The organism is Subtercola sp. Z020 (assembly GCF_002931235.1).
Lineage (GTDB): Bacteria > Actinomycetota > Actinomycetes > Actinomycetales > Microbacteriaceae > Subtercola.
The window spans coordinates 1-11,780 of the sequence record NZ_PSTT01000118.1 but is presented as its reverse complement, the minus strand read 5'-3'; the positions used below and the strand labels follow the sequence as shown (position 1 = coordinate 11,780).

The window sequence follows — 11,780 nt, the reverse complement described above, 5'->3', positions numbered from 1 at the left end:
GGGCGGAGGGCGGGCGGAGGGCGAGACGCGGATGACCGGCCACCGTGGAAGGTGAGCCGGTCATCCGGAGCCTGAGGAGGCTGGGCGGTGCGAGGCGGGTTACGCCTCGAGCGCGGCGTCGAGCGTGATCTCGACGCCGGTCAGGGCCTTGCTCACGGGGCAGGTGTTCTTGGCGTCGGTCGCGGCCTGGAGGAAGGTCGCCTCGTCGATGCCGCTGACTTCACCGCGAACGCGCAGCGCGATGCCGGTGAGGCGGAAGCCGCCCTCGGGGTCCGGGCCGAGCGAGACGTCGGCCTTGACGTCGAGCGCCTCGACCGTTCCGCCCGCAGCGCCGAGCACGGCCGAGAACTGCATGGCGTAGCAGGCGGAGTGCGCCGCCGCGAGCAGCTCTTCGGGGCTGGTGAAGCCGTTGGCGTCGTCAGCGGCGCGCTTCGGGAACGACACGTCGTAGGTGCCGAGCTTCGAGCTCGACAGTTCGACCTGGCCTTCGCCGGTCTCGAGGCTTCCGTTCCAGGCGGTGCGGGCGGTGCGAGTGGGCATTGTGCTCTCTTTTCGTTGGTGTTGCGTTGCGGTGGATGACCGGCGAACCGGCCGAGAGGAGACGTCGAGGGGGGCTAGCCGGTGGCCCTGAGGTGCAGCGCGACCCCTGCGACCTGATCGCGGAGGGCCTGGATCTCGGGGAGGTCGAGCCCGGTCGCCCCGCAGATCTGGTTCTGGATGTCGCCGGTCGCGCCACGGAGGTCATCCCCGGCTTCGGTGAGACTCACCAGCACCGAGCGCTCATCGTGCGGCTGCCGGGAGCGCGTGATCAGCCCGGCCTGCTCGAGCCGGCGCAGCAGCGGAGACAGGGTGCCCGAGTCGAGCGACAGCCGGCCGCCGAGGGAGGAGACCGAGGTGGGCCCCTCCTCCCAGAGCACCAGCAGAACGAGGTACTGCGGGTAGGTCAGGCCGAGGGGGTCGAGCAGCACCCGGTAGCGCGCGGTCAGCGCCCGCGACGCGTTGTACAGCGCGAAGCAGATCTGATCCTCCAGCAGGGGGCTGGGTGCGGGGCTCGACGACATACATGCCACCCTACTACATTGTGCGCAATTCAGTTGCACACAATGTAGATGGAGTTCAGAAGGCCTTGCCCGGATTGAGCGTGCCCTGCGGGTCGAGCGCGTCTTTGATCGACCGGTGCATCCGGATGACCGCACCGCCCAGTTCACGACGCGCACCGTCGAGCTTCAGCAGCCCCACCCCGTGCTCGCCCGTGACCGTGCCGCCGAGCGCCAGGCAGTCCTCCACGATGCGGTCGAATGCCACCTTCGCCCGCGCCTTCGCGGCTTCGTCGCCCACCGGCGCAATGATCAGCGGATGCAGGTTGCCATCCCCCGCATGCGCGATGTTCGCGATCGTCACGTTCTGCAGCGCGGCCGTCTGCTGGATGCGGTGCAGCATCTCGGGCACGGCCGAGCGCGGCACGCAGATGTCTTCGGTCAAGACCGGCCCCAGGCGTTCGAGCGCCGGGTAGGCGAGTCGCCGCGCCAGGAACAGCCGGGAGATCTCCTCCGGGTCGGTCGCGCGCTCGACGTCGGTGCCGCCCGCGGTCTCGAAGATCGCGGCCACCCGGTCGGCGAGCTCGTCGCCCGCGGCGCCGCGTTCGTCGATCTTCGCCAGCAGCAGCGTGTCGACGTTCCCGGGCAGCCCGAGCTGCTGCCAGTCGTCGACCGCGCGGAGGCAGGCCTGGTCGATCAGCTCCAGGGCCGCGGGAACGATGCCCGCGCGGGAGATGGCCGCCACGGCGACGCCCGCGGCCTCCAGTGAGGGAAAGTAGCCGATGACGGCGCGCTCGTCGCGCCCCGCGAGCGGCAGCAGCTTCACCGTCACCTCGGTGATGATGCCGAGCGTGCCCTCCGAGCCCACCAGCAGGCCGGTCAGGTCGTAGCCCGTGACGCCCTTCGCGGTCGCGCGGCCGAGCGACACGATCTCCCCGCTCGCGAGCACCACCGTCATCCCGAGCACATAGTCGCGGGTGACGCCGTACTTGACGCAGCAGATGCCGCCGGCGTTGGTGGCCGCGTTGCCACCGATCGTCGAGATGGCCGAGCTCGCCGGGTCGGGCGGATACCAGAGCCCGAATGCGGCAACGTGATCGCGCAGGGCGTTGTTGATGACGCCCGGCTGCGTGCGGGCGTAGCGCTCGTCGACATTGACCTCGAACACCTGCTGCATGAGCTCCAGCGAGACGACGATGCTGTTCTGGATGCTGTTGGCCCCGCCCGAGAGACCGGTTCCCGCGCCGCGCGGCACCACCCGCACCCCGCGCTCAGCCGCCCAGCGCACGACCGCGGCGACCTCCTCGGTCGAGCGCGCGAGCACCACGGCGAGCGGCGGAACGAACGGCGCCCACTCGGCCTCGTCGTGACTGTAGGCCGCCAGGGCGGCGTCGTCGGTGAGAACGCGCCCGGGCGCGAGCGCGGCCAGCCCATCGGCCGCTTCCTGGAGACGTGTCGTCATGAGACCCATCGTAGGTCGGGCCGGCGACACCGGGCAGGCCACGAGAATGGCGCCGTGGCGGCATCCATCGACCTACCCGGTGAGCGCCCGGCGCTCGCTCAGCCAGCGCGCATACAACGCCCACGGGTCGTCGACTCCGCGGGCGAGCACTGCGATGTGCTCGTGCAGCTCCGGATGCTCGGCGAACCATTCGCTCCGCGGAACCCTGAATGCGGTGAACTGGGCGTGCCGGCGCTGCTCGAGCATCCGCCCTCCCGGCTCGAACGCCAGCAGCTCGTCGAAGTGCAGGCTGCCGAGCCGCTGCCGCGGGTTCGCCGAGGTGCCGATCTTGATGCGGTGACCGGCGCGCAGGTAGTAGACGACCTCGACCCGGGGCGCCGTCATCTCCCGGTCGGGAACCTCCCCCGCCTTCCATTCGCACACCGCGCACAGCCAGCCTGAGGGGTACCGCACGCCGAGTCGCGATCCGCACGCGACGCACGGCGCGGGCAGCACATCGGTCGAGCCGACCTCCCGGGCCACGAAGTCGTGCGCGAGCTGCAGATGGTGCACGCAGAGCGCGAGCGGAGCATCCCCCTCGACGGGTGCGCCACACGCCTGCCCGGCTTCGTCCACACTGCAACAGGATGCTCGGCTCATGCCCCGACGCTACGCCGCCCCACCGACGCCGCCACCGACGCCGCCACCGACACCGACGCCGCCACCGAACGGGCTCAGAGCGACTCGTTGTGCCGCCAGACGGCGTCGGTCACCCACGACAGCTCGTCGGAGAAGCGACGGAGCAGCCGGGAGAAGTCTGCGCGGTCTTCCTCGTTCCACTTGCCGACCAGGGTGTTGTAGACGTCTTGGGCGATGCGCCGGTGTCGCTCGATCGCGATCGCACCGTCTTCCGTCGCCGAGACGAGTACCGCACGGCGGTCGGAGGGATCCGGTTCGCGGGTGACGAGGCCGGCCTTCTCGAGCCGGCGGATCTCGGTTGTCATCGTCGACTTGTCGACCTCGAGCCATTCGGCCAGACGCGACATGCGAATGGGCTTCGAGCCGACGAGCCGTTCGAGCAGCCACGAGTCCGTGCTCGACAGGGCCGCCCCCTCGGCGTCGTGCAGGCTGCGCCTGTTCTCTGCCCGGGTCGACCAGCGCTGGATGAGCGCGAGCGTCGATTCGATCGATTCGCCGACGTTCACAGGCGTGCCCTCCGGAACAGGCCCCGTTCCCTCTGCAGCCATACCTGAATGTTTCCTGTCTAATCGGGATCACGATTTGGTTGGAGCGCTCCAACCAATATAGTGGGAGCACACCAACTAATTTACACCCCCATTCCCGAACACCCAGGAGATCTGACCACCATGGACATCCCCGGCTACGTCTGGCTGCTGACAGTCGTCGGCATTCTGGCCCTGCTCGCCTTCGACTTCTTCTTCCACGTGCGGAAGGCCCACGAGCCCACTCTGAAAGAGGCGGCCAAATGGTCGGCCATCTACGTGGGCATCGCCGTGCTGTTCGGCGTCGGCGTGCTCGTCTTCGGCGGGCAGACCCTCGGCACCGAGTACTTCGCCGGGTACATCACGGAGAAGGCGCTGAGCGTCGACAACCTCTTCGTCTTCCTCATCATCATCGCGAGCTTCCGGGTGCCCCGCGCCGACCAGCAGAAGGTGCTGCTCTTCGGTATCGTCTTCGCGCTGATCGCCCGCACCGGGTTCATCTTCATCGGTGCAGCCGCGATCAACTCGTTCGCCTGGCTGTTCTACCTGTTCGGCGGGTTCCTGATCTTCACCGCGATCAAGCTGCTGCGCCCCGAGTCAGAGGGCGATGACGCCGACAACGTGATCATCCGGCTGGCCAAGCGCCTCTTCCACACCACGGAGCGCTACGACGGCGACAAGTTCTTCACGATGGAGAACGGCAAGAAGGTTCTCACGCCGATGCTCCTCGTGATGGTCGCCATCGGTGGAACCGACCTGCTCTTCGCCCTCGACTCCGTGCCCGCGATCTTCGGCCTGACGCAGAACACCTACATCGTGTTCACCGCCACCGCCTTCTCCCTGATGGGCCTCCGCCAGCTGTTCTTCCTCATCGACGGACTGCTCGACCGCCTCATCTTCCTGAGCTACGGCCTCGCCGCGATCCTCGCCTTCATCGGTGTGAAGCTGGTGCTGCACGCTCTGCACGAGAACAACCTGCCGTTCCTGAACGGTGGCGAGCACATCCCGGTGTTCGAGATCAGCACCGAGCTCTCGCTGATCGTCATCATCGGCGTTCTCACCCTCACCGTTCTGGCCTCGCTCTTCAGCCCGGCCGGCAAGGCGAACACCGTGATCAGCGACTCCCGCCTGCAGGCCAAGAAGTACATCGAACACGACTTCAAGGGCGACACCGCCGAGCGCGACGCGACGTACGAGCGCATGGTGGCCCGCGAGAAGGCCATCGGCACCCTTCCCGAGAAGCACCGCGAGAAGGCCGCCGAAGACGAAGAACTGGCCGAACTGCTGGCGCAGGCTCACGAACTGCACGGCCAGGGCGCGAAGTAACGCCGTATCCTCTAGCGTGGGAGAGCATCTCCACGCTCCACTGCACCACCTCAAAGGAGAAACATCATGGGTCTGAGCTTGGAAAAAGGCCAGTCGCTCTCGCTGACGAAGCGAGACGGCGGAGCCCTCACAAGGATTCGCCTCGGCCTCGGCTGGGACAGCGCAACCCCCGTCAAGCGCGGCCTCTTCGGCCGCACGAAGGCTGCCGACGAGATCGACCTCGACGCCTCGGCCATCTTCTTCGACGCGTCGGGCCGCGTGCTCGACACCGTCTGGTTCCAGCAGCTGGCCAGCAAAGACGGGTCGGCGACGCACACCGGCGACAACCTCACGGGGGCCGGTGACGGCGACGACGAGACCATCCTGGTCGACCTCTCGAGGGTGTCGCCCGCCGTGGCGCAGATCGTGTTCGTGATCTCGAGCTACAGCCGGCAGACGTTCGACATGGTCGAGAACGCGTTCAGCCGGGTGGTGGATGATTCGACCCCCGGTTCACCGGAGGTCGCCCGCTACCAGCTCACCGACTCGGGCACGCACACCGCGATGATCATGTCGAAGGTCTCACGCGACGGCGCCGGCTGGAGCTTCAAAGCGATCGGCGAGCGCGCCAACGGCCGCTCGGTGATGGATCTGCTGACCCCCGCCGCCCAGGCGCTGTAACCCGTTCACGAACGAAACACCGATCAAGGAGCACTGAACACACATGGCCGGACTCACTCTCGCCAAGGGCAACAACCTCTCGCTCACGAAGACCAGCCCCGGGCTCACCGTCGCCACGGTCGGCCTCGGCTGGGACCCGCGTACCACCAGCGGTGAGCAGTTCGACCTCGACGCCTCTGCACTGCTGCTCGGCGCCGACGGCAAGGTGCGCTCGTCGGCCGACTTCATCTTCTACAACCAGCCCGCGACGGCCGACGAGTCGGTCAAGCACATGGGCGACAACCGCACCGGTGACGGCGACGGTGACGACGAGCAGATCAACATCGACCTGCGCACGGTCGCAGCCGACGTGCAGCGCATCGTGATCGCGGTGTCGATCGACAAGGCCGACGAGCGTCGTCAGAACTTCGGCCAGGTTCGCGCCGCGTACTGCCGGGTCGTCGACCAGGACGGCCAGGAGATCGTGCGCTTCGACCTCAGCGAAGACGCCGCCGCCGAGACCGCCATGGTCTTCGCCGAGGTGTACCGCAACGGCGCCGAGTGGAAGTTCAAGGCCGTCGGCCAGGGCTACACCACCGGCCTCGCGGGCATCGCCGGCGACTTCGGCGTGCAGCTCGGCTGAGAGAGGACGATTCGATGAGCACACCCCTCACCCCTCCCGACGCGAACGACGAGGCCGCCGCTTCGGCGCTCGTGCTGCGGGCTCCGGATGCCCCGGCCATCGTCGAGGCCGACGAAGCACCCGGCATGGTGCCTGTTCCGGCCGACCGGCAGACCGAGATCGCGCGGCAGGCCCGCGAGTTCGTGGCCGAGGTCGCGTCCATCGACCCGCGGAGCCCCGAGTTCCAGACCAAGGTCGAGGGCATCTCGCAGATCGGCGGAAAGGAGATGGTGCAGTCGGGTGGGTACTCGTCGCGCATGCTCGAGCGCTCCTCGACCTCCGTCGCGGGCGCCAAGCGCAGCGGCAACAGCGCCCAGATCACGGTGGCCAACACGCTCGGCGACCTGCGTACGACGGTCGAAGACCTCACGCCGAACCAGGCTGACCTCGGCGTCGGCCGCAAGATCCTCGGCTTCATCCCGGGCGGCAACAAGCTCGCCCGGTACTTCCAGAAGTACGAGTCCGCGCAAACCCAACTCGACAAGATCATCAAGTCGCTGATGGCCGGCCAGGACGAACTGCTGAAGGACAACGCGGCCCTGGCCGGCGAGAAGGTGCAGCTCTGGGAGACCATGCAGGCCCTCAGCGAGTACGCCGTGTTCGCCAAGGCTCTGGATGCCGCGACCGTCGAGAAGATCGAGTCGAGCCGGGCATCCGGTCGCATCGACGAGGCGCAGAAGCTCGAGGCCGACGTGCTGTTCCCGATCCGCCAGCGCCACCAGGACATCCTGACCCAGCTCGCTGTCAGCGTGCAGGGCTACCTCGCGATGGACCTGATCCGCAAGAACAACCTCGAACTGATCAAGGGCGTCGACCGCGCGCGCACGACGACGATCGCTGCGCTCCGCACGGCGGTCATCGTGGCGCAGGCCCTGGCCAACCAGAAGATGGTGCTCGACCAGATCGACGCCATCAACACGACCACGAACAACATGATCCTGAAGACCAGCGAGATGCTGAAGGACCAGACCGTGCGCATCCAGCAGCAGGCCTCGACCTCCGGCGTGAGTGTCGAGACCCTGCAGAAGGCGTTCGACAACGTGTTCCAGACGATGGATGCCATCGACACGTTCCGCGCGTCGGCCGCCAAGAACATGGAGGGCACCGTCGCCGCCCTCGAGACCGGGTTGCAGAAGGCCAAACCGTACCTCGAGCGAAGCCGCCAGAGCGAGCAGGGCGAACTGCGCTGACGCATCCGCTGGCCGTAGGCTGAATGCCGTCCGTGACCCGTCGTGGTCGACAGCTGTGAGAGAGGTGACACCGTGGCGTTCGGCCGGTTCGTGAACTCGCTCTTCGGCGCGCCGCAGACGCAGCAGCCGCCGCAGTCGGCCGACGGGCTGCAGGTCGTCGACGACACCCCCGTGTCGAGCGTCCAGTCCGACGACGAGCAGACCGCCGCCGCGCTCGACGACCTTCGGAACTCGGTGCGCCGGGCCGGCCGCGACATCCCGACCCTCCTCTCGTCGCGCCTCGGCCAGATCGACGACCTGCTGCGCGAGGTGGTGGCGACGATCGAGGCGCAGGATGCATCGACCGAGCAGCGCGTGCTGCTCGGCGCGATGGTGCGGGACTACATCCCGACACCGCTGCGGGCGTTCCTCGCCCTGCCCGAGGAGGACCGCGGCGACGACTCCCGCGCGACCGTGCTCTTCGCCGACCAGCTCGCCCTGCTCGAAGAGACGGTGCGCGACCTGCTGAACCAGATCCGCATCGGGGCGATCGCAGAGCTGTCGACCCACGGCCGGTTCCTCGCCGACAAGTTCCAGACCCCTGACCCGAGCCTCACGCTGGGCGAGCGCTGATGGCGTCGCTGATCCCCGGGGCGAACGCGGCGCTCACGGCAGAGAACCCCGGCCTCGCAGAGGTGCTCGTCGCCTTCGGCTGGGAGGTCATCCCGAGCCGGGGGCCGCAGGCCGAACTGGTGCCGCTCGCGATCATGAGCGACCGCGACGACCGCGCCCTCTCGAACGAGCACCTCGTCTTCTTCAACCAACTCGAGAGCGCAGACGGCTCCGTGACCTTCGCGAACGAGAGCGACGTCGAGGAGATCGACGTGAACCTCGCGCTCGTGCCGGCCGAGGTCGAGAAGATCGCGTTCGTCGTCTACGTCGACCCCGATGTGCGCGGAGCGGTCGACTTCTCGGCCGTGCGCTCGGCGTATGTGCGGGTCGCGACGCGCGACGGGCGCGAGCTGGTGCGGTTCGACGTCCCGCTCGGCGACAACCGCAGCGTGCACGCGATGCTCTTCGGCGAGCTCTACCGGCACCGGGCGGACTGGAAGTTCCGCGCCATCGGCCAGGGCTACGCCAACGGCCTCGCAGGGGTGGCGCGCGACTTCCGGATCGAGCTGTAGCGCGTGGCAGTGAACCGTTCGGGGGTGCGGCGCGACCTGCCGTACCTCAGGCGGCGCGTGAAGCCGGTTCCGGATGTCGCGGCCCCCGTGTCGGCCCCCGTCGCCGTCACCCCGGCGGCGCCTTCCGCTCCGGCCGGCGTTCCGGCGTCGGCCCCGCCGCGCGGGGTCGGGCTCGACCTGCGACCCGGCGGCGGATCGGGCGCAGGCCTCGACCTACGCGGCGGCGGCGGCTCCGGCGGGGGCGCGGACCTCGGTCTGCGACCCGGCGGCGGGGGCGCGGGCGGGGGTCCGGGCGCGCCGAGTGTCGACCGTGCGGGCGCCGCCGCGGCATCCACCCGCCCGCGGCCGGCGGCCGGACCGCAGCCGTTCCCTGCGCCCGCGGTCGGCGACGTGCGCGAGCTCGACGACGACTCGCCCGTCGTGCGGCTCGACGCTCGGCAGTCGGCGATCGGCAGCCTCATCGTCAGCGGCGCGACCGCGATCGCGTGGGAGGCGAGCGACCTGGTGACGGCCGCGGCGACGGCCGCGGCATCCAGAACCGTCACCGGCGTCGGCGGAGACGTGACCGGCACACCCGTCTTCACCTCGGGCAACCGCGCGCTCGTCGGGTTCGACGACGGCGACGCGATCGTGTCGCTGCGGCACCTCGCCCAGCTGCGGCGGGCCCTGTTCATCGGCGACGCCACCCAGCCGCTCAGCGTTCAGCTCTTCGACGGTCGAGGGTTCACCGTGTCGACGGGAGACGGTTCCCGGATGTTCATCCTCACGTTGCTGCGGGTCGGCAACCTGATCGAACTCCGCGCCGAACCGGTCGCGCGGGCGCTCGCGCCGGTCGACATCCACCGCGGGTTCGGGTTCGAGCTGACGCACCCGCTCGCGACCCGGGAACCACGGAGGAGGTAGCGATGCGGCATTTCCGTTCCGTCGGTGAGACGGAGGCGTCGGAACTCTTCCACCGCCTGCCCCAGCCGCTCAGCATCGACTCCCCTCCCGAGCTGCTCGCCGCCGCTCTCGGAGCGACGCTGTACTGCCCCGGCGACCGGCCGACGATCGCGGCAGACGTGCGCAAGCAGGCCGCGCGCGGGTGCATCAGCATGGTGCTCTGCCTCGAAGACTCCATCGCCGACAGCTCCGTGGAGTTCGCCGAGACGAACGTGGCGGCCGCCGTGCGCGCGCTTGCCGAAGGGCCGGTCGACGACCTGCCGCTGCTCTTCATTCGGGTGCGCACCCCCGAGCAGATGCTCCGCATGGCGGAGCTCTGCGGGGACGGGCTCGACGTGCTGAGCGGGTTCGTGATCCCGAAGTTCGCGAACGAGGAGGGCTACGCGGATGCGTTCTTCGACGCGCTGCACCGCATCCAGGCGGAGTTCGGGTTGGGCGGCGCTGCGGGAGGCCGGCGCCTGCGCATCATGCCCATCCTCGAGTCGCCCTCGATGGTGCACGCCGAAACTCGGTCGGGTGCGCTCTCAGCGATCGTCGACGTCATCCATGCGAACCGCGACGACGTGCTGGCGGTGCGCATCGGCGCGACCGACCTCTCGAGCGCGTTCGGGCTGAGGCGTTCGCGCGATCTGACGGTGTACGACGTGAAGGTCGTCGCAGCGGTCATCGCCGACATCGTCAACGTGCTCGGCCGGCCCTGTGACGACTTCGTGATCAGCGGGCCCGTGTGGGAGCACTACGACACGTCAGAGCGCATCCTCCGCCCGCAGCTGCGGCTGACACCCTTCGTCGAGGCGAACGAGCACGAACTGCGCCAGCGGCTCATGCTCGCGGGGCTCGACGGGCTCATCCGCGAGATCTCGCTCGACCAGGCCAACGGGCTGCTCGGCAAGACGGTCATCCACCCCACCCACGTGCCGGTCGTGCACGCCCTCTCGGTCGTCAGCCACGAGGAGTACCTCGACGCGGTCGCGATCGCCGGCAACGTGGGCGGCGGTGCAAGCGCTTCGCCGTACCGCAACAAGATGAACGAGATGAAGCCGCACCAGGCCTGGGCCGAGAAGACCCTGCGCCGGGCCGACGCATTCGGCGTGGCTGCCGAGGCGACGACCTTCGTCGACCTGCTCGAGACGAGCATGCGGTGACGGGTGCCGCGCGCGGCGCGGCTGCGGGCGGCGCGACTGCGGGCGGCGCGGCTGCGGGCGGCGCGGCTGCGGGCGGTGCGGCTGCGGGCGCGGAGCTGAGCACCTGGACGGGCGGATTCGCCGAGCGCGAGGTGGGCATCCGCCTGCAGAGCGACCCCGAGCGCAGCCATGTTCCCCTCGAATCGCTGGTCGGAGTGGCGCTGCGGCGCAATCCGAAGCGCGCCCAGCTGCTGGTGTCCACCGTGCTCGCGAAACACGTGCCCACCGAGCCCGGGCTCGTGATCGTCGCCGCCGAGCTGCTGGGGCTGCTCGTCGCGGGCGAACTCGACGGGCGCCGCCCCCCGGAGCCACTCTTCGCGCGCCTGTCGCGCATCCTGCACCAGACCAGCCCTGCACCTGGGTCTGCGCCTGCGTCTACGCCAGCCGCTACTCCTGCGTCAGCTGCTCCCGCGGCGGGCGCTGAGACGGCGGTGCATGCCGAGACCGCAGCACATGCGGAGGCGACGGTGCACGCCGAGACGGCCGCGCTGCGGGCCGAGGTCGCCGGGCTGCGGAGCGAGCATCCGCAGGTCGTCACCATCGGGTATGCCGAGACCGCCACCGGCCTCGGGCAGCTGGTCGCCGAGACGATCGGGTCGCGCTACATCCACTCCACGCGGCTCGCGCCCGCCGACGCCGAGCCCTTCGCGGGGTTCGAGGAGGAGCACTCGCACGCCACCAGCCACCAGCTCTACCCCGCCGACCCCGCCTGGTTGCGGCCGGGCGGCACGGTCGTGCTGGTCGACGACGAGCTGAGCACCGGACGCACGATCGTGAACACGATCCGCGCGCTGCACGCCGCCGTGCCGCAGGCGCGCTGGGTGGTCGCGTCGCTGATCGATCTGCGGTCGCCGGATGATCGGCGGAGCTTCGACGACCTGGCCGCCGCCCTCGGCACCTCGATCGCGTCCGTCGCCCTCGCCGCCGGCTCGATCGCCCTCCCCCCCGACGCC

Annotated in this window: 14 protein-coding genes; 9 read left to right on the top strand and 5 right to left on the bottom strand. The window is 69.4% G+C overall.

The window, feature by feature from the left end; genetic code table 11:
• Positions 1 to 99: 99 nt before the first annotated feature.
• The 5 genes from C5B96_RS15140 to C5B96_RS17990 form a co-directional block, all read right to left on the bottom strand.
• Entirely contained in the window at positions 100 to 540 is a 441-nt protein-coding gene (locus tag C5B96_RS15140) for an OsmC family peroxiredoxin (protein ID WP_104246192.1), read from the bottom strand.
• A gap of 74 nt (positions 541 to 614) precedes the next feature.
• Positions 615 to 1,061: a MarR family winged helix-turn-helix transcriptional regulator gene (locus tag C5B96_RS15135; protein ID WP_104246191.1), complete on the bottom strand. Its 447-nt coding sequence runs from the start codon at positions 1,059 to 1,061 to the stop codon at positions 615 to 617.
• 55 nt (positions 1,062 to 1,116) lie between these two features.
• Positions 1,117 to 2,499 carry an FAD-binding oxidoreductase gene (locus tag C5B96_RS15130; protein ID WP_104246190.1) on the bottom strand — a complete coding sequence of 461 codons (1,383 nt, stop codon included), beginning with the start codon at positions 2,497 to 2,499 and terminating at the stop codon, positions 1,117 to 1,119.
• Positions 2,500 to 2,571: 72 nt separating this feature from the next.
• Complete coding sequence (locus C5B96_RS15125; protein ID WP_199176678.1) at positions 2,572 to 3,138, bottom strand: GIY-YIG nuclease family protein; 567 nt, start codon at positions 3,136 to 3,138, stop codon at positions 2,572 to 2,574.
• A 74-nt stretch (positions 3,139 to 3,212) separates the two neighbouring features.
• Complete coding sequence (locus C5B96_RS17990) at positions 3,213 to 3,725, bottom strand: MarR family winged helix-turn-helix transcriptional regulator (protein ID WP_104246188.1); 513 nt, start codon at positions 3,723 to 3,725, stop codon at positions 3,213 to 3,215.
• A gap of 120 nt (positions 3,726 to 3,845) precedes the next feature.
• Between C5B96_RS17990 and C5B96_RS15115 the strand changes: the two genes are divergently transcribed.
• The 9 genes from C5B96_RS15115 to C5B96_RS15070 form a co-directional block, all read left to right on the top strand.
• Positions 3,846 to 5,027, top strand: coding sequence for a TerC family protein (locus tag C5B96_RS15115; RefSeq protein WP_104246187.1), 1,182 nt, complete (start codon positions 3,846 to 3,848; stop codon positions 5,025 to 5,027).
• 66 nt (positions 5,028 to 5,093) lie between these two features.
• Complete coding sequence (locus C5B96_RS15110; protein WP_104246186.1) at positions 5,094 to 5,687, top strand: TerD family protein; 594 nt, start codon at positions 5,094 to 5,096, stop codon at positions 5,685 to 5,687.
• Between the two features lie 43 nt (positions 5,688 to 5,730).
• Positions 5,731 to 6,309, top strand: a complete 579-nt coding sequence (locus C5B96_RS15105) for a TerD family protein (RefSeq protein ID WP_104246185.1) — start codon at positions 5,731 to 5,733, stop codon at positions 6,307 to 6,309.
• A gap of 14 nt (positions 6,310 to 6,323) precedes the next feature.
• Positions 6,324 to 7,538, top strand: coding sequence for a toxic anion resistance protein (locus C5B96_RS15100; RefSeq protein WP_104246184.1), 1,215 nt, complete (start codon positions 6,324 to 6,326; stop codon positions 7,536 to 7,538).
• A gap of 72 nt (positions 7,539 to 7,610) precedes the next feature.
• The gene (locus tag C5B96_RS15095; RefSeq protein WP_104246183.1) at positions 7,611 to 8,150 is read left to right on the top strand and encodes a hypothetical protein; all 540 of its coding nucleotides are present in this window, start codon (positions 7,611 to 7,613) and stop codon (positions 8,148 to 8,150) included.
• On the top strand, positions 8,150 to 8,701 hold the full coding sequence (locus C5B96_RS15090) for a TerD family protein (protein ID WP_104246182.1): 552 nt from the start codon (positions 8,150 to 8,152) through the stop codon (positions 8,699 to 8,701). Before C5B96_RS15095 ends, C5B96_RS15090 begins: the two co-directional genes overlap by 1 nt.
• 3 nt (positions 8,702 to 8,704) lie before the next feature.
• Positions 8,705 to 9,604 carry a hypothetical protein gene (locus tag C5B96_RS17455; RefSeq protein ID WP_158507202.1) on the top strand — a complete coding sequence of 300 codons (900 nt, stop codon included), beginning with the start codon at positions 8,705 to 8,707 and terminating at the stop codon, positions 9,602 to 9,604.
• 2 nt (positions 9,605 to 9,606) lie between these two features.
• Complete coding sequence (locus C5B96_RS15075; RefSeq protein ID WP_104246180.1) at positions 9,607 to 10,788, top strand: HpcH/HpaI aldolase/citrate lyase family protein; 1,182 nt, start codon at positions 9,607 to 9,609, stop codon at positions 10,786 to 10,788.
• The coding region (locus tag C5B96_RS15070) for a phosphoribosyltransferase domain-containing protein (RefSeq protein WP_199176677.1) at positions 10,785 to 11,780 on the top strand (996 nt) is incomplete at its 3' end. The genes C5B96_RS15075 and C5B96_RS15070, both read left to right, overlap by 4 nt.

Excerpts from the sequence above, each read along its gene's own strand:
- C5B96_RS15140 (WP_104246192.1), bottom strand. The coding sequence starts at position 540 with ATGCCCACTCGCACCGCCCGCACCGCCTGGAACGGAAGCCTCGAGACC.
- C5B96_RS15135 (WP_104246191.1), bottom strand. The coding sequence starts at position 1,061 with ATGTCGTCGAGCCCCGCACCCAGCCCCCTGCTGGAGGATCAGATCTGC.
- C5B96_RS15130 (WP_104246190.1), bottom strand. The coding sequence starts at position 2,499 with ATGACGACACGTCTCCAGGAAGCGGCCGATGGGCTGGCCGCGCTCGCG.
- C5B96_RS15125 (WP_199176678.1), bottom strand. The coding sequence starts at position 3,138 with ATGAGCCGAGCATCCTGTTGCAGTGTGGACGAAGCCGGGCAGGCGTGT.
- C5B96_RS17990 (WP_104246188.1), bottom strand. The coding sequence starts at position 3,725 with ATGGCTGCAGAGGGAACGGGGCCTGTTCCGGAGGGCACGCCTGTGAAC.
- C5B96_RS15115 (WP_104246187.1), top strand. The coding sequence starts at position 3,846 with ATGGACATCCCCGGCTACGTCTGGCTGCTGACAGTCGTCGGCATTCTG.
- C5B96_RS15110 (WP_104246186.1), top strand. The coding sequence starts at position 5,094 with ATGGGTCTGAGCTTGGAAAAAGGCCAGTCGCTCTCGCTGACGAAGCGA.
- C5B96_RS15105 (WP_104246185.1), top strand. The coding sequence starts at position 5,731 with ATGGCCGGACTCACTCTCGCCAAGGGCAACAACCTCTCGCTCACGAAG.
- C5B96_RS15100 (WP_104246184.1), top strand. The coding sequence starts at position 6,324 with ATGAGCACACCCCTCACCCCTCCCGACGCGAACGACGAGGCCGCCGCT.
- C5B96_RS15090 (WP_104246182.1), top strand. The coding sequence starts at position 8,150 with ATGGCGTCGCTGATCCCCGGGGCGAACGCGGCGCTCACGGCAGAGAAC.
- C5B96_RS15075 (WP_104246180.1), top strand. The coding sequence starts at position 9,607 with ATGCGGCATTTCCGTTCCGTCGGTGAGACGGAGGCGTCGGAACTCTTC.